We start from the raw sequence: 18554 nt of genomic DNA, 5'->3' as shown, positions 1-18554 counted from the left end.
AACCGCTCGACAGCATCGAGCGCCCTTGCCCCGCATCGCCCACTCTGAAGCCCGACCGACCATGACAGCCACCCTCATCGACGGCAACGCCCTCTCCAAGCAACTGCGCGCCGACGTCGCCGTGCGCGCCGCCGCCCTCACCGCCCGCGGCCATCAGCCTGGCCTCGCCGTCGTGCTGGTCGGCGACAATCCGGCGAGCGAAGTCTATGTGCGCAACAAGGTGAAGGCCTGCGAGGACAACGGCCTCCATTCGTCCTACGACCGCTATCCGGCCACGCTCTCCGAAGCGGACCTGCTCAAGCGCATCGACGAACTGAACCGCGACCCCCGGATACACGGCATTCTCGTGCAGTTGCCGCTGCCGAAGCACATCGACAGCCACAAGGTGATCGAGGCGATCGCGCCGGAGAAGGACGTCGATGGCTTTCACGTCGCCAATGCGGGCGCGCTCATGACCGGCCAGCCGCTCTTTCGCCCCTGCACGCCCTATGGCGTGATGAAGATGTTCGAGGCGCACAAGATCGCGCTCACGGGGGCGAATGCCGTGGTGATCGGCCGCTCGAACATCGTCGGCAAGCCGATGGCGATGCTGCTGCTCGAAGCGGGCGCCACGGTCACGATCTGCCACAGCAAGACGCGCGATCTCGCCGCGCACACGCGCGAGGCCGACATCGTCGTGGCGGCGGTGGGCAAGCGCAACATCCTCACGGCCGACATGGTCAAGCCCGGCGCAACGGTGATCGACGTGGGCATGAACCGCGACGACAACGGCAAGCTGTGCGGCGACGTCGATTTCGCGGGCGTCAAGGACGTGGCCGGCTACATCACGCCGGTGCCGGGCGGCGTGGGTCCGATGACCATCACGATGCTGCTCGTGAACACGATCGAAGCGGCCGAGCGCGCTGCGGCCGGCGCGGCGTGACGTAAGCCGGACACGATCCGGCACGCCAGGGCGGCCCCTTTGCGGGCCGCTTTTCTTTTGCGCGCGGGGTTGCGCAGGGTTTCAGGGGGGCCTCGCACGGCGCCGCCCGCGTTGCAGTAGCATCCCGTTCATGCGACACCGTTGCGCCGGCGCGCGCCGACATCTGTTAATTTGCTGGCATCGGCCGGTTGTGAAGCGAGCACCGCGCCCCAATACTCGACATGTCGGGGGCCGCCGCGCCCCCGGACCCCATTCAACGCGAACCGCGACAGACAGGAACAGGAAGCACCATGGCTACTACTCCCTCCGATAATCCGCTGCTCGACTTCACCGGCCTGCCGCGCTTCGGCGAGATCCACCCCGAACACGTGACGCCGGCGCTCGACGTGCTGCTCGCCAACGCGAAGGCCGCCGTGGACCGCGCCGCCGAGCCGATGACGCCCGCCCAGTGGGACGACGTGGTCGAGCCGGTCGAGCGCGCGAGCGAGCCGCTTTCGCGCGCCTGGGGCGTGGTCGGCCATCTGAACGCCGTGGCCGATACGCCGGAGCTGCGCGCCGTCTATGGCGAGAACCTGCCGCGCGTGACCGAATTCTGGGCGAGCGTCGGCCAGAATCTCGCGCTCTACGAGAAGTACAAGGCCATCGCCACGCACAACTCGTTCGAACTGCTTTCGGGCGAGCGCAAGAAGATCCTCAACAATGCGCTGCGCGACTTCCGCCTTTCGGGCGCCGAGTTGCCCGAAGACCAGAAGCCGCGCTTCGCCGAACTGCAGGAACGCCAGGCGGCGCTCGCGAAAGCATTCTCCGATCACGTGCTCGACGCCACCAACGGCTACGCGTACTACGCGACGAACGAAGCGGAACTCGCGGGCCTGCCCGAGGACGTGATCGCCGCGGCGCGCGAAGCGGCCGAGCGCGAGAACAAGGAAGGCTGGAAATTCACGCTGCACTTCCCCTCGTACTTCCCGGTGCTCCAGTATTCGGAAAACCGCGCGATGCGCGAAACGATGTACCGCGCTTACGTGACGCGCGCTTCGGAACTGGGGCCCGTCTATGGCGGCGGCAAGGCCGAGTGGGACAACACCGAAATCATCGCCGGGCAGTTGAAGCTGCGCCACGAGGAAGCGACGATGCTCGGCTACAACAACTTCGCCGAGGTCTCGCTCACCCCGAAGATGGCCGAGTCGCCGCAACAGGTCATGAGCTTCCTCGAAGACCTGGCCACGCGTGCGCGCCCGTATGCCGAGCAAGACTGGGAAGAACTGCGCGAATTCGCCGCGAAGGAACTGGGCCTCGCGCAGATCGAGCCGTGGGACATGGCCTTCGCTTCCGAACGCCTGCGCCAGCAGCGCTACGCGTTCTCCGAGAACGAGGTGAAGCAGTACTTCCCCGAAGACTTCGTGCTGCCGGGCCTCTTCAAGGTGACCGAGACGCTCTTCGGCGTGCGCATCCGCAAGGACAGCACGCCCGTGTGGAATCCGGACGTGCGCTTCTTCCGCGTGGAGAACACGGACGGCACGCTCGTCGCCCAGTTCTATCTCGACCTGTACGCGCGCGAAGGCAAGCGCGGCGGCGCGTGGATGGACGACGCGCGCTCGCGCCGCAAGCTCGAAGGCAACGGCGTGCAAACGCCGGTTGCGTACCTCACGTGCAACTTCTCGGCGCCCGTGGGCGGCAAGCCCGCCTGCTTCACGCACGACGAAGTGATCACGCTCTTCCACGAGTTCGGCCACGGCCTGCATCACATGCTCACGCGCGTGGACGAACTCGCGGTGTCGGGCATCAACGGCGTGGAATGGGACGCGGTCGAACTGCCCTCGCAGTTCATGGAAAACTTCTGCTGGGAGTGGGACGTGCTGCGCGAAATGACCTCGCACGTCGAGACCGCGAAGCCGTTGCCGCGCGAACTGTTCGACAAGATGCTCGCGGCCAGGAATTTCCAGAGCGGCCTCGGCACGCTGCGCCAGATCGTGTTTTCGATGTTCGACATGGCGCTGCACGTGGACTTCGAAGCGTCGGCGGGCAAGAGCGTCAACGACCTCGCGCGCGAGATCAACGAGCGCTATCACGTGATTCCGCAAACCGCGTTCTCGCGCTGGCCGAACACGTTCAGCCACATCTTCGCGGGCGGCTACGCGGCGGGCTACTACAGCTACAAGTGGGCCGAAGTGCTCTCCGCCGACGCTTATGCAGCGTTCGAAGAAGCGGCGCAGGCCGCGAAGTCGAGCGTGCTCGATGCGGCCACCGGCACGCGCTATCGCAAGGAGATTCTGGAAGTGGGCGGCAGCCGCCCGGCGATGGAATCGTTCAAGGCGTTCCGCGGACGCGAGCCGAGCATCGACGCGCTGCTGCGCCATAACGGCATGGAGCAGCCGCCTGCCCAGCATTGAGTCGAGGGGGTACGCGTTGCTTTAGCGGCTACGCGCCCCGCAGAAAAAACGCGCCCGGGATTGAATCCCGGGCGCGTTTTTTATTGGCCATTCGTCAGCCGCCGCGACGCTACCGGTGCAGCCTGAAATCGACGCTCTGCGGCCGGCCTTCGAGCGCGAGCGCCGCGCGCTGCGCCGGTTGCCGGCTCACCACCCTGCCCCGGCTCACCACCGCAAGCCGCGTTGCGCGCAAACGGATGGCCTCGATGGGGTCGCGCGCGTCGAGCACTACGCAACTCGCTTCACACCCTGGCGTGAGGCCATAGCCTTCCAGCCCCAGGATCTTTGCCGGATTCACCGTCACAGCGTCGAAACACGCGCGCGAGGCAGCCACGCCCGTCATCTGCGCGACGTGCAGCCCCATGTGCGCGACTTCGAGCATGTCGCCCGAGCCGAAGCTGTACCACGGGTCCATCACGCAGTCGTGGCCGAACGCCACGTCGATACCGGCCGCCATGAGCTCCGGCACGCGTGTCATGCCGCGCCGCTTTGGATAGGTATCCGAACGACCTTGCAGCGTGATGTTGATGAGCGGATTCGCGATCGCCGCCACACCCGCCTCGCGCATGAGCGGCAGCAGCTTGCTCACGTAGTAGTTATCCATCGAATGCATGGACGTGAGATGCGAGCCCGCTACGCGGCCATGCAAGCCCAAACGGTGCGTTTGCGCCGCCAGCGTTTCGATGTGGCGCGAGAGCGGGTCGTCGGACTCGTCGCAATGCAGGTCCACGCGCAGGCCCTTTTGTGCCGCGAACTCGCAAAGAAGACGCACGGACTCGGCGCCGTCGGCCATCGTGCGCTCGAAGTGTGGGATGCCGCCCACCACATCGACACCCAACGCAATCGCACGCTTGAGGTTCTCGAACGCACCGGGGCTGCGCAGCAACCCGTCCTGAGGGAAGGCCACCAGTTGCAGATCGAGATACGGCGCCACGCGGCGCTTCACTTCGAGCAGCGCCTCGACCGCAAGCAGGCGTTCGTCGCACACGTCGACGTGACTGCGGATGGCCAGCAGCCCGCGCGCGACGGCCCAGTCGCAGTACTGCAGCGCGCGCTCGACGAGCGCTTCCTGGGTGAGATGCGGTTTGAGCTCGCCCCACAGGGCGATGCCTTCGAGCAAGGTGCCCGAGGCGTTCACGCGCGGCAGGCCGTACGAGAGCGTGGCATCCATGTGGAAATGCGCATCGACGAACGGCGCGCTGACGAGCGCACCGGCCGCGTCGATCTCTTCACGCGCCTGCGCTGCGATATGCGGCTCGACGGCCGCGATGCGCCCGGCATCGATACCGATATCGACGGTGGCATGCCCGGCAGGATGCCCCTGCGCGAGCACGGCGCGGCGGATGATCAGGTCCATGAACGGCTCCTCTTCGTCTCCTCGTTGCGCCGATTCTATCGGCGCCAGAAAAGGCGCGCCAGTGAGAGGCGGCGCTGGATAACGGGGCTTCTCAGGCGCGACTCAGACGCGAGAGTCGCCGTGCTCGTCTTCGGGGTCCTCGTCGAAAAGCGCGAACTGGCCGCGCAGCGCCGGATTCTCCTCCTCGAGGCGCACACCCACGCCCAGGAGCCGCACGCCCAGCTTGCGCCGCGCGAGCCCCTTCTCGAGCAGCGCGAGAAACGTGGGCAAGTCGGTCGCGTCGCGCACGCACTCCACCGTCGTGCGCTGGAAGTCGGCAAAGCGGATCTTCACGTAGAGCTTGCGTACCGCGTGCGCACAGCCGGCCCGCTCGATGCGCGCATCGAGCTGCGCCGCAAGCGGCTTGAGCTCCTCGCTGCAGGCTTCGAGCGTCAGCAGATCGTTCACGTAGGTCGTCTCGACGCTCACCGACTTGCGCTCCTGGTCCGGGCATACGGACCGCTCGTCGATGCCGCGCGCGCGCTCGTAAAGCCGCTTGCCGAACACGCCGAAGTGACGATGCAAGTCGATCAGCGACCACGTGCGCAGCTCTGCGCAAGTCGCAAGACCCAGCTTCTCGAGCTTGCCGGCCGTCACCTTGCCGACGCCGTGAATCTTGCGCACCGGCAACGCGGCGACGAAAGCATCGACCTCGTGCGGACGTACCACGAAGAGACCATCGGGCTTGTTCCAGTCGGACGCGATCTTGGCAATGAACTTGTTCGGCGCGACGCCCGCGGACACCGTCACCCCCACCGTCTGCCGCACCCGCTCGCGGATTTCCTCCGCGATCAGCGTGGCGCTGCCCTTGCAGCGCGTGGCGTGGGTGACGTCGAGATAGGCTTCGTCGAGCGAGAGCGGCTCGACATCGGACGTGTAGTCGCGATAGATCGCCATGATCTGCCGCGACGCGACGCGGTACTTCTCCATTGCCGTGGGCAGGATCAGCAGATCGGGACACTTGCGCATGGCGAGCGCCGACGACATGGCCGAATGCACGCCGAAACGCCGCGCCTCGTAGTTGCAGGTGGCGATCACGCCGCGCTGGTCGGGCCGACCGCCGACAGCCAGCGGACGCCCGCGCAACGAAGGATCGTCGCGCATTTCAACCGACGCATAAAAGCAGTCGCAATCGCAATGGATGATCTTGCGGGCGGGGCTGCTCGCGGCGGGCTGCGGCGTGGCGGAAGAGAACGCGTTCAAGGTATCGATACTGTACAAAAACACAGTGCCATTTTCAAGAGAACTGTTTGCGATCTGCTCCCTGACCGTACCGCTACAGCGCGGCGGCACCGTACCTGTACGCGGGCGCGCGGCGGCCTATACTCGTGCGCTCAACCCGGCTGAAAGGCGAGCGAAAAGAGCGAGAACCATGAAGACGATAGGCGTGATAGGCGGCATGAGCTGGGAATCGTCCGCCGAGTATTACCGGCTACTGAACCGCTACGCGAAAACGCGCCTCGGCGGTCATCACAATGCGCGCAGCCTCATGGTGACGGTGGACTTTGCGGGCGTCGAGGCGCTGCAACGTGCGGGCGACTGGGATGCGCTGGGCGTGCAGATGGCCGAAGCGGCCGCGCAACTCGAACGCGGTGGCGCGCAGATCGTTCTGCTGGCGACGAACACGATGCACCGCGTCTGCGCTTCGATCGAAGCGGCGATCACGGTGCCCTTCCTGCATATCGCCGATCCTACCGGCGCTGCGCTCAAGGCCGCGGGCGTGACGCGCGCCGGACTGCTTGGCACGCGCTATACGATGGAGCAGGATTTTTACGTGGGGCGGTTGCGCGAACGGCACGGCATTGAGGCCATCGTGCCTGATGAGAGCGGCCGCGAGGACGTGCATCGCATCATTTACGACGAGTTGTGTCATGGCGTCGTCAAGGACGAATCGCGGCGGGTCTATCGACGCGTGATTGAAGACCTCAAGGCACGCGGCGCGCAAGCGGTCATTCTGGGGTGTACGGAGATTACGCTGCTGATGGGCGCCGGCGATTCGGCTTTGCCGGTGTTCGATACCACCGCGCTGCATGCAGAGGCGGCGGTGGATTGGGGTGTTGAAGATTGATCCAGAATTCGGGCAACGCCGCGCCCTGGTAGATTGAGAAGGAAGTGTATGCGAGTTGGCGTTTTGAGGTCATTCAATATTTCTCGGGGCACACGACGTGGGCCTTCATGCTCCCTCATGAACGACGAAGCCCTGCCGCAGCGAGGCCGATCTCTCCGCAACTATTGCTTTGGTTCTGTGATGCCACACGGATTTTCACAGCCGTTAGGACTACATGCCGGTTCAAACTCAACCTCAATCTGGTTTCGCTCCGCGACCGGTACTTGCGAGCCAACACGCCAGATCCTGGTATCAACGTTGATGCGGTTCGACGCGACGCCAAGACTCTGGAGATAGTCGCTCACCGACTTGGCGCGCTGTCGTGCAATCTGAAAGGCATCGCGTTCGCGCTCATCCGCGAAACCGTATATGACCACAGGACCGCCCTTAGCCGCACTATTCCTGACGGTTACCAGCAAATCAGCTAGTTTCAGCCTGTCAACGTTAGAAAGCTCCGTAGCATTGCGCTCCATCCTCGCACCATACTGCAACGCAAAACTACATGCGGATGCTGAGACAGGCAACAACAAGGAAACCAGGCTAGTCATTGCAAAGGACATACCAGGCGATATTGTCCGCATTCCGGAGAGCCATCGCTGGCACGCTTGCTTATGAAGTGAACTTCTTAAAGCATTCCTTTACATCCACCGCGTGCTTTAGTCCGCCGGGCACAGCTTCCGGTTGATCTTTATCCGGTGGTTCTATCGTCACACTGTCAATGTGTTCACGTATGCGAACAGCTTTTTGCAAGCTCCCTTTGATTATTTTTCCGCGCGAGTCAAGAAAATCAGTGTGCGTATTGATCGTTAGAACTACTGGTTTTATACCTGAATTCCCGTGCCAGTTTGCCCACATCGAATAAGGTCCGATTCTCGCACCTCCCAGAGCTTTCGATTGAATACTTCCAATTCGGGTTCCCATTGGATCGCCAACGATGTCGAAGTTACAAAGCACAAGCTCTTTGAAGACGACATTCTCATCCAGCAGCGGAATGATGGAAGAATCGAAATCGACTGACCCCGTACCTTCCAACGCTACCGCAGTAAGTGGAAAGAACAATAAGATCACCAGGACTTTCTTCATGTCGTTACGCGAGGAATTTGACACGGGCATTTTGAAGATCCCCTCCCGAGGCCTGCCACGCGCGCGTCGCCGCGCTTCCGGGACCGCTGAAATGATCAATATGTGCACCGCGAATGCCGCCACCTGTGTCGTCGGCAGATCGCTCGCCAACGACCCGGCTACCGTCGCTGGAGGCAATATAAACGCGCGCCCTCGCCGGAATCACAGCAGGATCGACCGCGATTGAACGATTTGCGACAACATCGGCAAATCGACCGTGCGCAGCGTCTGTTTCGCTTAAGCGCGCATCAGCGGGATTGTTCAGGATATCCGGGTGCCCGGCGGCGTTGCTACGCCATCCACCTCCACCGCCATCCCAGCGGATAATACGATGATCCAACGTTTCACCCGTTCCCTGCATGGGCACGCCACCCGCCCCGAACAAGAAGTCCTGGCGATGGCTGCCAGAGATGCCGGGCACCCGAACCATTGGGCCGTGCGCATCGCGTTCGTCCGCAATAATGTAGTGCGTGATATGAAAACCGGCCTCGTACCAGGCTTCTTTCAGCGTTATACGAAGAGGAGCGGCTGTAATATCTTCATCCGCGACTGTTAGCATCGCGCCCCCGGGTTCACGTGATTCGAGCACAATCGTCGCACAACCGTTTGAGTCAGTCGCCCCCAATACCCGTACAGTATCGTTGCTGCGGTTGCTTTTGACTACCAGACTACGACCCGAAAGTGGTACACCACCGCGGCTTTTCACCGTCGCCCTGATTGGCAAATGATACAAAATCTTCCCGCGCTGCACGTGCGCAGTCGAGGGAATCATGGGCAATTTATCGCCATACTTGTTATCTGGAATCTCCCACGCCAATATGTTCGCCGCTATCTCAACTACGACGCACGAATTGGGAATCTCATTTGTACATGCCGTGTCGTGAACCGTTACATAGTTGATGGCATCTCGCATTCTCATTTCGCCAATTGAAGTTTGAGATTCGACGCGCTTCGCGTGATAACGCGCGCAGTTTGGCCGCTTGCGTTTGTCGTTCCGGTTATCACCCGTTCGCCATCAACCACGATCCGGTAGCTCACATTCGCGAGCGGTTGACCATCGCCATCTTTCAATATGTACTGCTGATCATATGTGAAAGATTTAGACCACCACCGAGACGCTGCCCTGCCCTTTCGCTCGATACACCGGCACGCCCACGCAGTGCCCAAAGCTTCGGCCATCTCGTAACCTGACTGATACGAGCGAAGCGTGGCAAGCGGAAGGAAACAACCCGTTTCGGCGTTCAAGACCATCCCGTCAGGAAGATCCGGGAAATTTTCGAATACCGAATATGTCACACGGCAAAGCGGGCACGTCTCCCCGTCTGTCATATCAACGTCTCCTGTAGGGACTCCGGCAGTCGTCTGCAAGTAGATTCAGCCTCTCTAAAGCTACAACAGGTTTGTCGTCGATAATATTGGATAAATCAGAAAAAATAAGGTATCCAAAATATTTAAGCAGCCATCTGACGCGCCTACACGGACAAAAGAGATGGCAAAAAATCATGCAATGGTCGAAAGCGCGCGTCGGATGATCGGTTGTATCCGGCGACGACTCATGCAGGAGGAGGAACGCTTAGTACCGCTCACGGGAGAAGAGCGAAGGGCGAAAACGCCAAGGGAAGATTCGGCGCGGAAGGTCGCGCGCGATCAGCAGATAACAAAAAACCCGCTCAAGGCGGGTTTCAGTTTCGGGCCAACTACGCGCAGAATCTGCACGCTTTGCCCTGTGCTTGCCCCAACGATAAAACCAGGGCAATCCAATCGGATACACAAACCGGCGAAAAGCCTGGCTGTGTTGGTTGCGGGGGTAGGATTTGAACCTACGACCTTCGGGTTATGAGCCCGACGAGCTGCCAGACTGCTCCACCCCGCGTCCGTCAGAGAAAAGAATTATAGGGCCTTGCATCCACTACGTCAACTATTTTCTCAACGCACAACCCAATCCGGGTGCGAACGCTAACGAAGCACGGCAACACGGATGCGCACCGAAGCCTATTCATCTGGACTCCAGATCAAATTGTCCCCCCTACACCCCCAACAGCGGCCGCACGTCCCCGGCCCATTCCAGCCAGGTCTCCTGCGACTGTATGCCGGCCTTGAGAATCGCATACTGCACCTGCTGGGCGCGCGTGAGCGACGGCGCGCCGAAGTCCCGTTCCTCGATCTGTCGATAGATATCGAGCCGCGCCTGGTTCTCGTCGATCAACCGCAGCAGTTCCTCGCCCAGTCCAAGCGGTCCGATCGCCGCATCGGCACGCAACTTGAGCAGAAACACGTTACGGTCGTCGGGCCCGAGCGACGTCTCGCGCACCCAGCGGCTCACCTCCTCGCGCCCGACCGGCAGCACGCAATACACTTTCCTTCGCGACGCAGCCGCCGCCTCGTCCTCGATCACGGCAACCCACCCCGCCTCGACCATGCGGCCCAGTTCCCGGTAGATCTGCTGATGCGTGGCCTGCCAGAAGTAGCCGATCGCGCGATCGAAGCGCCGCGCAAGGTCGTAGCCGCTGGAAGGCTTCTCCAGCAAGGCGATCAGGATGGCATGGGGCGTGGACATGCGGCGATTCTAAACCACCGCTTTCGCCATGCCGACCCTCAATTCCCCGAGCGCGAACACTATGCAACTGGTTGCATAGTGTTCGCGGCTTTGCTATGTTTAGTCCTGTCGAACCTTGCGGCGCCTCGGGCGCTCCGGATTCGGTGCCATATGAATGCTACGAAGATCACGTCGGCGGCGGCCCCGAAAGCGCGGCCGCCGTCCCCTTCCAGGAGATTTGGATGTCCCTGCCTGCCGTGCTGCGTCGCGGCCTCTCGATTCCCGTCGTAGGCTCGCCGCTCTTCATCATTTCGAACCCCGATCTCGTCATCGCGCAGTGCAAGGCCGGCGTGGTCGGCTCCTTCCCCGCGCTCAACGCCCGGCCCGAGCCTGTGCTCGGCGAATGGCTGGACCGCATCACCACCGAGCTGGCCGAACACAACGCGAAGCATCCCGACAATCCGGCTGCGCCGTTCGCCGTGAACCAGATCGTGCACAAGTCGAATGATCGTCTCGCGCACGATCTCGGCATCTGCGCGCAGTACAAGGTGCCGATCGTGATCACGTCGCTCGGCGCGCGCGAGGAAGTGAACCAGGCCGTGCATGGCTGGGGCGGCATCGTGCTGCACGACATCATCAACAACACGTTCGCGAAGAAGGCGATCGAAAAAGGCGCCGATGGTCTTATCGCCGTCGCCGCCGGCGCGGGCGGCCATGCCGGCACGCTCTCGCCGTTCGCACTGATCCACGAGATCCGCGAGTGGTTCGACGGACCCCTGCTGCTCTCCGGCGCGATCGGCAACGGCAACGCGATCCTTGCCGCGCAAGCCGCGGGTGCGGATCTCGCCTATGTCGGCTCGGCGTTCATCGCCACGAACGAGGCCAACGCGATCGATGCATACAAGCAGATGATCGTCGAGGGCAACGCCGGCGACATCGTGTATTCGAACCTCTTCACCGGCGTGCACGGCAACTATCTGCGCCAGAGCATCGTGGCCAGCGGCCTCGATCCGGATGCGCTGCCCGACTCCGATCCTTCGAAGATGAACTTCGGTTCGACGCGCGTGAAGGCGTGGAAGGACATCTGGGGTTCGGGCCAGGGCATCGGCGCGGTCAAGGGTATCGTGCCCGCGGCCGAACTGGTTGCGCGCCTGAAGCGCGAGTACGAAGCCGCGCGCGTGCGGCTCGGTGTTACAGCGCAAACGCCCGCAACGGCGCAAGCGGCCGAGGCCTAAGCCGCTCGCTCGTACGCGAGAGGCATCCTGCGTGGATGTCTCTCGCGCGGCCCGCGCCGCATGAAGCCGATGCAGACATGGATGCATCGGCTTTTTCTTTGTCGCTAGAGCGCCCTCACGCGCGCGATCTCTTCTTCGACATCGCGCAACTGGTCCTTGCCGAAGAACATTTCATTGCCGACGAAGAACGTAGGCGAGCCAAACGCACCGCGCTCGAACGCAGCCTGAGTGTTGGCCAGCAGTGCGTCCTTCACCTCCGGGTCGCCGATAGCGGCTTCGAATGCCGCGCTGTCGAAGCCATCGGCTTCGAGCGTCGCATGTAGCACCGCCGGATCGTCCATCTCGAGGCCGTCTTCCCACATGTGCGCAAACATGCGATCGACGTAACGCTCGAAGGTCCCGTTGCGCTGTGCCGCAATCGCGCCGCGCATGAGTTGCAGCGTGTTCACGGGAAAGTGGGGATTGTGGCGATAAGCGGTAAGTCCATGCCGCGCGATGAAGCGGCGCATCTCCAGCATCATGTACTTCCGCTTGTTCTCGATGCCCGCGAACGCCTCCGCGGGCGAGCGGTTGCCGCTCAGCTTGAAGAGCCCGCCCAGCAGGACCGGCACATACTCGAAACGCGCGCCCTGGCGCGCCTCGATTTTCCCGATCACCTTGTGGCTCAGATAAGCATTAGGACTGCCAAAGTCGAACAGAAACTCCACTTTCACGTCGCTCATCGTGCCTCCGCCATGGATTGTGCTCCGCCACGCAGGCCAATATACCGGTAGACCCTTCAGGCGACAATCGACGACCACCCGGCACTCACCCGCTTCGAACGTTATCTCCCGCCTGCCGCCTGAAGCGGTACATAATGACGCGTTGCGCGCGCCCGGAGCGTCGGACGCGCATCCCCGCATCCCGTTTTACTGCTCTCAGCCGATCGAGCCGCTTATGAAAATCGCCACGTGCTATCTTCATGACTGACCGAGTATGTCCGCCGGATTCCATGAGACGGCTGAAACCTTGGTATTTACAAGGATTGCCGATGGCGCATACGACCGCACGGCATTGATGGACAAGGCGGCCACGCTTGAGTTTGTCGTCGAGGTGGTGCGCCGCCACGAACAGCAGACGGGCTTCGCCGTGTTGCCCCGACGCTGGGCCGTGGAGCGCACCTTCGGCTGGATGGTTCGCTGGTGTCGTCTGGTCCGTGACTACGAGCAGCGCACCGACGTGTCAGAAGCCATGATCCATATCGCGATGGGTAGTCTGTTATTACGATGAATCGCCCATCCCTGATTTTTCAAACGGGCTCTTAAAACATGTGAATCCACCGCAAATTGACCACAGCGGAGTTTCTGAACCGGTTTCGTACAAGTGTTTCGGTGTAGGTATTCAGCCAGAATTTGTCGCTCTTACGGAGATCATAAAAGAGGCCCGGGCCGATACCGAGCACCTGCTCGCGCGAGTCGGGAACGCTTGCTCCATTTATACGATTGTCAGTTAGCTGACGAAGGTAGTAACCGTTTATACCGATGCGCAGCTTATCGGTTACCTTGTACGAGGCGGCGAAGTTCGTGTAAAACACTTGACCGGCCTGCGTATCCTCAATGCCCGGATCGAGCGGGGCGCTACTTGCAGGCTCCCCATTCTTGAAGCTGTATTGATAATGCGGTCGCAAGCTGATCTCGAAATTCGGTCCCAGCAGGAAAGTGAACGATCCCGTAATGCCTACCCCCCAGAAATGATTGCCCGGATTGAGGTCGGCAGACGGATCATACCTGCCGGTCGGGAGCGCGCCGTATACCTCTGCGCGGCTCACAAACACGGGGTGACCATCGACCATCACCGGGTCCCATTGCAGCAGGACGCCCAGATTCATATCGCCAAGCCCCGCATGGCTGGTCGTTGGTGTAACTCCGGGATAGGGCGGGGGCGGAGTGAACGACGGATTCATATTCACAAGGGGCAGGATGACGTCAATACCTGGGTGGCCGCCGAAAATCGTTGTAGCCGTGGGAAGCTCGTATAGAACCTGCTCCACCAGCGTTTGTACATTCAACTGCGGATCGTTGAAGAGAGGTGAATTCGCCCCGTTGCTGGTCTTGTACGCGTTGGCATGTGTGATAGTGAAATAGCTTTGCACTGCCAGGTCGCCGGGGCTCCCACCGAAGCCGTCAAGGAATGAGGTGCTTCCCAGATCCAGTCCGCTCGGAAGCGTAACCGTCGGCAAGACTGCATGGGCATCGAACTGCGCGCTGGCCGCAAGCGCAACGAGAAGTTTGGAAGCGGCGAGGCCCCAGTTGCGGAGGGGTCGTCTCATTTTTTAGTCTCCAAGGTGGTTATGAGAATTCTGTTGATCTTCCAGGGAAGCTCTTCGGCGCGTCGGGAGCCCCATGGATAGGAGTGTAAGAAGCGCAATTAGTCGCGTCTTACCCGCCAGTGACAAGGAGATGCCTGTCCGTGACGAACGGGCTTGACTCTGCGATTTGCATCATGATTAGCATCGCGAGTTAGCGGCTTAAAGGTGGGATTGACTTCGTGAAGCGAAATGTCGAATGTGACGCGAGAGCCGAATGGCCGGGTAAGGGATAATCCGCCTCGCACCTTCTCCAAAAACTGCCGAAAATCAAATAATCGCGCCTTGGTGCGCACCGGCAGCCCAGAACGTGCAGGAGAAGCGCATCAGTACCCTACTGAGACATGAGATTCAGCAGGCCACTTCGTTGACTGCAATGCGGGTATGGCCGGATCTCATCAGCAGGCTGCTTGCGGGAAGTTCGCATACGCAAGGATGTCAACAGGCCTGCACGTTCAAACCGATCGGCCCGACCGCGTTTGAAGGTTCGATAACCTGCGGCAAGGTGGGTGCCGCGCGCTTTGCCCGGGTAGCGGCCACACCATCAACCTATCGTGGCCAGCCAACACTGGGGGATGAACTATCTCCACTTTACGTCGCGCTGCAGACCCGCGGCGGGAGCCTTCTCGGTGACGGCACCTCTCAGGTCGCGCTTTCCGCAAGCGAATGGACCATTTTCGATGCGCGCCGGCCATTCGCAATCAGCAGCGATCAGCCCACGGAGCTGATTTTTATTAATCTCCCGGGGCTTGGACCTGCGAGAGCGCAGGACCCGTTGGCATATCCGACCTTTGAGTCCTTGGGAACGTCCGGGTCGGCACGCATTTTCTCGGACCTCGTCACGTCGCTGTTCAGGGAACTGGAACACGTCGATGAGGCCGTCGCAATGACGTCAGTCGATAACCTGAGGATACTGTTTTCAGACGCATGTCGCGTCCGCTTTCCTCGCGCCTTGCAATTCGTGGAAACGCAACGTCGGACGGTGAAGGAGTATATCGAACGACATCTCGCGGACCCGGAGCTTGGCCCCGCTTCCATTGCCCGGGAATTCGGGATGTCCGTACGCCAGATTCATCGCATCTTCAAAGGGACTTGCGGCGAAACCATCGGCGAGTTCATATGGAAACGACGTATTCACAAGTGCGCCGAGGAACTCCGCTGCGCTGGAAATGCGGTCAACAGCGTGACGGCTATTGCCTTTCGGTGGGGCTTCAGCAGTTCGCCCCATTTTTCACGCGCGTTCAAGGATGAGTTCGGACAGACCGCGTCCGACTATCGACGGACTTTCCTTGCCAGCCCAGCGGTAAGCGAGCTTGAGTAAGGCAAATGGCATCGCGCCTCGGGCAGACGGCGCGATGCATTCCTGGCCGGCTAGCGGGAGTTCAGCTGCGAACGCGAAATCCAGTTGCCATGAAATGCCAGCGGGATCCGGTTGTCGATCTTCACCCGCGCGACCGGTTCCTGGTCGAAAGCCTGCGCGTCGAGAATCACCAGTTCAGAGGCGTTTCGCGTCGGGTCCCACCACACCGACAGTACCCATCCGTGGTCTTCGCTTTCGGCCCGTGGATGAGGCACGAAGACGGGCTCACCTGGGATCATGGGATAGTGCGGCTCGACACCCTGCAGTTGCATCGTGCCGGTCTCGAAATCGAATTTCGCCAGTGAATTGAAGCCCTGGCCACCCTTTTGCGGGTCCACGAACGCGAGGTAGCCGAAGCGATGCTTCGCCCCCGAAACAGCCTCGTTCATCCGCAGGAATTCGCCGTGCACGCCCTCAAATGCGCGCTGGACCGATTGCGCGCGCGGCACGTCGACCACCGTACGCACCATTCGCGGAAAACCGAACAACGGTTCCTGGATATGGGGGAATGGGAACGGGAACACCTCACCCACCGGCGGAACGTTCGGCACGGGCAGCAGATCTGCGATGCACGCGTCGATGACAAGCGCATCACCTTCCTGATACGCGTTCAGGAAGTGCGTGATCTCGAAGTCGTTCGGCTGTTTGATCGTGACCGTCGAACCGTCGTGCCGATTCACCAGCAAGATCCGCGTGCCGACAGACCGGTCGAGAGACAACACACCGTTGCCCTGGGCTACGGCGCCGTCTTCGGCCACATCGCTCAACAATGGGCTCGGGAACAGGATAAACCAATCCTTGCTGAAGATGAAATCGTGAATCCACGAGCGGCTGCCCAGGTCTGCCGTATGTTCGCCCGTCACAATCCCGCTCCCGTCGACCGCAAAGCAGGTCACCGTCTGAGCCTTGTAGTCAAGGGCGACAAACAGTGTTTCACCGGTTGACGGATCGATGTGCGGGTGTGCCGTCAGCAGTTTGTCGCCGAAACGCCCATCGAAATCGAACGTACCGATCGTCTCCAGGGTCAGCGGATCGAGTTCCCAGTAGTGGCTGCCGAGCTCATGGAGCGCCAGTACCTTGCCAGCCAGCGGGATGACATTGATACCAGCGACGGTCTTGATCGCTGGCGCCCCGGGCGGCAGCTCGCCTTGCGCGACATTCGATACACCGTACAGCCCGTTGTAGAGCGCACGCCCTGCCTTCTGCTCCACCGCCAGACCTTCGGTTTTCACCCATTTACAGGCATACCGCGCTGCACCGCCGTGCAGAAAGAATGCATGGGTCATGCCGTCTCCGTCAAACCAGTGCGTACGGTCCGGGTTGAGCGGCTTGAAGTACTGGGAATTGCCGGTGCGATACAGTGCGCCGCTCAGCTCCGCCGGGATAGACCCGATGACAAGAGGTGTGTCGTCCGTATATTCCTGGGTCAACGGCTCAAACGGTCCGTTCAGGAACGGATTGCTTTTGCTCCACATGTTTTATCTCCGTATTTAGCGGTTTTCAAGGTCTGCGTTACTGCCGCCGATTTACTTCAAAGAGTCAGCCGGCAGATAGATCGCCTTGGTCTCGGTGAACGTGGCCAGGCCTTCGGGACCGCCCTCGCGGCCAACACCTGACTGCTTGTATCCACCAAACGGAACCGACGGGTCGAGCTGGAGGCCGTTGACGGTCAGATTTCCTGTACGGATGCGTCGCGCGATTCGCTCCGCCCGTTCAACGTCATTCGAAAAAACGGTGCCGCTGAGGCCGTAGTTGCTGTCGTTGGCGATGCGGACCGCATCGTCGTCTCCATCGTGGTCGATGATGGAAACGACGGGTCCAAACACCTCTTCCCGGGCGATTGTCATATCGCTGCGGACATTGTCGAAGACGGTCGGTGCCACGAAGTAGCCTCGCTCATGGCCCGACGCGCGAGCGCCGCCGAGCACGGTGTTCGCACCTTCCCGCTTCGCGATGTCAATAAAATCCATCACGCGGCGATACTGGTTCGCGGTGGCGACGGGGCCGATGATGGTATCGGGCTCCCAGGGATTGCCGACCTTCATTCGTTGAGTCGCCGTCGTATAGGCATCAACGAATTCATCGTGACGCTTGCGCGGGACAAGGATGCGGGTTTGCGAAAAGCAGATCTGCCCACTAAACGGCATCGTGAACGGCGCGACATTCGCAATCCAAGCATCGAGGTCAGCGTCATCGCATATGACAGCCGCCGACTTACCACCGAGTTCAAGACTGACCCGCGCGAGGCGGTCCGAACAAACCTGCGCGATATGCTTGCCTGCCGCAGTCGACCCGGTAAAGCTCACCTTGTCGATCATCGGCTGACGAATCAGCCAGTCGCCGACCTCGCGCCCCGCTGGCACGACGTTGAAAACGCCATCAGGAAGCCCGGCATGCGCAACGCATTCCGCCAGGACCTGGGCGTCCAGAGGCGTCTCGGGGCTCGGCTTCGCCACGACCGTGCAACCCGCCGCCAAAGCAGCTGCCAGTTTCTGGGTAAGCAGTACGAGGGGGGCGTTCCAGGGAACAATCAGCGCGCAGACGCCGACGGGCTCGCGAATGACCTTCACGCGCCCGGTGCTGATCGCGCGCTCGGACTCGAACGTGGACTCGGAAATCAGATCGGCGTAATAGTCGAAATATGCAGCAGCGAGGCCGGTAAAGCGTTCCGCGAACCAGCTGGGGGCGCCGACCTGTGCGGTCCACACTCTGGCGAAGAGCGGAAGGCGCTTCTTCATCTCAGCGGCAATTCTGCGCAGTGCTGCTGCTCTGGCGGACGGCGCTGTCGCAGCCCATGGACCGCTATCGAAGGCGCTCCGTGCAGCCCTGACGGCCGCATCAACGTCTTCGGCGGTAGCGGCGGGCAAGCGGAAGAGGACTTCTTCGCTAATGGGTGAAACAAGCTCGAGCTCTTGTGCACTTTTTGGTTGAGCCCACTCCCCGTTGATGTAAAAGCGCGTCCGGAGATTTTCGGAAAGTTCCCGCTCGAAATTAAACTGGTCTGTCGCCGTCATGGTCAGCCTCCTTGAGTATTGACTGGAGGTTAGCCGGCGCAACGGGGGGAGTCTTGCCTGACCGTGACATGCACTTATCCCGGCGAGAC

General features: G+C 61.2%; 15 protein-coding genes, 1 tRNA gene and 1 pseudogene. 6 read left to right on the top strand and 11 right to left on the bottom strand.

Features of this window, described 5'->3' with window-relative positions; genetic code table 11:
- The first annotated feature begins 61 nt into the window (after window positions 1–61).
- Both folD and BFE01S_RS03445 read left to right on the top strand, forming a co-directional pair.
- Window positions 62–922 (top strand): bifunctional methylenetetrahydrofolate dehydrogenase/methenyltetrahydrofolate cyclohydrolase FolD, encoded by an 861-nt coding sequence (gene folD, locus BFE01S_RS03450; protein WP_028224404.1) that lies wholly within the window; start codon window positions 62–64, stop codon window positions 920–922.
- Between the two features lie 290 nt (window positions 923–1212).
- On the top strand, window positions 1213–3312 hold the full coding sequence (locus BFE01S_RS03445) for a M3 family metallopeptidase (RefSeq protein ID WP_028224403.1): 2100 nt from the start codon (window positions 1213–1215) through the stop codon (window positions 3310–3312).
- A gap of 109 nt (window positions 3313–3421) precedes the next feature.
- Here BFE01S_RS03445 and BFE01S_RS03440 read toward each other — a convergent pair whose 3' ends face one another.
- Both BFE01S_RS03440 and dinB read right to left on the bottom strand, forming a co-directional pair.
- Complete coding sequence (locus tag BFE01S_RS03440; RefSeq protein ID WP_028224402.1) at window positions 3422–4708, bottom strand: amidohydrolase family protein; 1287 nt, start codon at window positions 4706–4708, stop codon at window positions 3422–3424.
- A gap of 102 nt (window positions 4709–4810) precedes the next feature.
- Window positions 4811–5974: a DNA polymerase IV gene (dinB, locus tag BFE01S_RS03435; RefSeq protein WP_028224401.1), complete on the bottom strand. Its 1164-nt coding sequence runs from the start codon at window positions 5972–5974 to the stop codon at window positions 4811–4813.
- Between the two features lie 145 nt (window positions 5975–6119).
- Between dinB and BFE01S_RS03430 the strand changes: the two genes are divergently transcribed.
- Window positions 6120–6815, top strand: a complete 696-nt coding sequence (locus BFE01S_RS03430) for an aspartate/glutamate racemase family protein (protein ID WP_028224400.1) — start codon at window positions 6120–6122, stop codon at window positions 6813–6815.
- Between the two features lie 161 nt (window positions 6816–6976).
- On the opposite strand, the gene BFE01S_RS46470 is transcribed toward BFE01S_RS03430, so the two are convergent.
- From BFE01S_RS46470 to BFE01S_RS03420, 5 genes are all read right to left on the bottom strand, one after another.
- Window positions 6977–7327, bottom strand: a complete 351-nt coding sequence (locus BFE01S_RS46470; RefSeq protein ID WP_169742589.1) for an OmpA family protein — start codon at window positions 7325–7327, stop codon at window positions 6977–6979.
- A 136-nt stretch (window positions 7328–7463) separates the two neighbouring features.
- Entirely contained in the window at window positions 7464–7937 is a 474-nt protein-coding gene (locus tag BFE01S_RS43900; protein ID WP_156966892.1) for a hypothetical protein, read from the bottom strand.
- 4 nt (window positions 7938–7941) lie between these two features.
- Window positions 7942–8889 (bottom strand): 3D domain-containing protein, encoded by a 948-nt coding sequence (locus BFE01S_RS42500; RefSeq protein ID WP_169742588.1) that lies wholly within the window; start codon window positions 8887–8889, stop codon window positions 7942–7944.
- Window positions 8890–9772: 883 nt separating this feature from the next.
- Window positions 9773–9849, bottom strand: a tRNA-Met gene (locus tag BFE01S_RS03425).
- Window positions 9850–10002: 153 nt separating this feature from the next.
- A complete protein-coding gene (locus tag BFE01S_RS03420; protein ID WP_028224399.1) occupies window positions 10003–10533 on the bottom strand; it encodes a PadR family transcriptional regulator in 531 nt (176 codons plus the stop codon).
- Between the two features lie 221 nt (window positions 10534–10754).
- Between BFE01S_RS03420 and BFE01S_RS03415 the strand changes: the two genes are divergently transcribed.
- A complete protein-coding gene (locus tag BFE01S_RS03415; RefSeq protein WP_028224398.1) occupies window positions 10755–11747 on the top strand; it encodes an NAD(P)H-dependent flavin oxidoreductase in 993 nt (330 codons plus the stop codon).
- A gap of 104 nt (window positions 11748–11851) precedes the next feature.
- On the opposite strand, the gene BFE01S_RS03410 is transcribed toward BFE01S_RS03415, so the two are convergent.
- A complete protein-coding gene (locus BFE01S_RS03410; protein WP_028224397.1) occupies window positions 11852–12469 on the bottom strand; it encodes a 2-hydroxychromene-2-carboxylate isomerase in 618 nt (205 codons plus the stop codon).
- A 304-nt stretch (window positions 12470–12773) separates the two neighbouring features.
- Here BFE01S_RS03410 and BFE01S_RS03405 point away from each other — a divergent pair.
- Window positions 12774–13016: pseudogene (locus BFE01S_RS03405) on the top strand (IS5/IS1182 family transposase); the annotation flags it as partial.
- Between the two features lie 31 nt (window positions 13017–13047).
- Here BFE01S_RS03405 and BFE01S_RS03400 read toward each other — a convergent pair.
- The gene (locus BFE01S_RS03400; RefSeq protein ID WP_028224395.1) at window positions 13048–14055 is read right to left on the bottom strand and encodes a SphA family protein; all 1008 of its coding nucleotides are present in this window, start codon (window positions 14053–14055) and stop codon (window positions 13048–13050) included.
- 346 nt (window positions 14056–14401) lie between these two features.
- On the opposite strand from BFE01S_RS03400, the gene BFE01S_RS03395 reads away from it, so the two are divergent.
- A complete protein-coding gene (locus BFE01S_RS03395) occupies window positions 14402–15412 on the top strand; it encodes a helix-turn-helix domain-containing protein (RefSeq protein ID WP_028224394.1) in 1011 nt (336 codons plus the stop codon).
- A 50-nt stretch (window positions 15413–15462) separates the two neighbouring features.
- On the opposite strand, the gene BFE01S_RS03390 is transcribed toward BFE01S_RS03395, so the two are convergent.
- Together BFE01S_RS03390 and BFE01S_RS03385 are read right to left on the bottom strand one after the other, a co-directional pair.
- On the bottom strand, window positions 15463–16926 hold the full coding sequence (locus tag BFE01S_RS03390; RefSeq protein WP_028224393.1) for a carotenoid oxygenase family protein: 1464 nt from the start codon (window positions 16924–16926) through the stop codon (window positions 15463–15465).
- Between the two features lie 51 nt (window positions 16927–16977).
- The gene (locus BFE01S_RS03385) at window positions 16978–18465 is read right to left on the bottom strand and encodes an aldehyde dehydrogenase (protein ID WP_028224392.1); all 1488 of its coding nucleotides are present in this window, start codon (window positions 18463–18465) and stop codon (window positions 16978–16980) included.
- Window positions 18466–18554 lie beyond the last annotated feature (89 nt).

The sequence above is a fragment of the Paraburkholderia ferrariae NBRC 106233 genome, from assembly GCF_000685035.1.
Lineage (GTDB): Bacteria > Pseudomonadota > Gammaproteobacteria > Burkholderiales > Burkholderiaceae > Paraburkholderia > Paraburkholderia ferrariae.
Note: the sequence above shows the minus strand (reverse complement) of the source record. Positions and strands in the feature narration are given on the sequence as shown.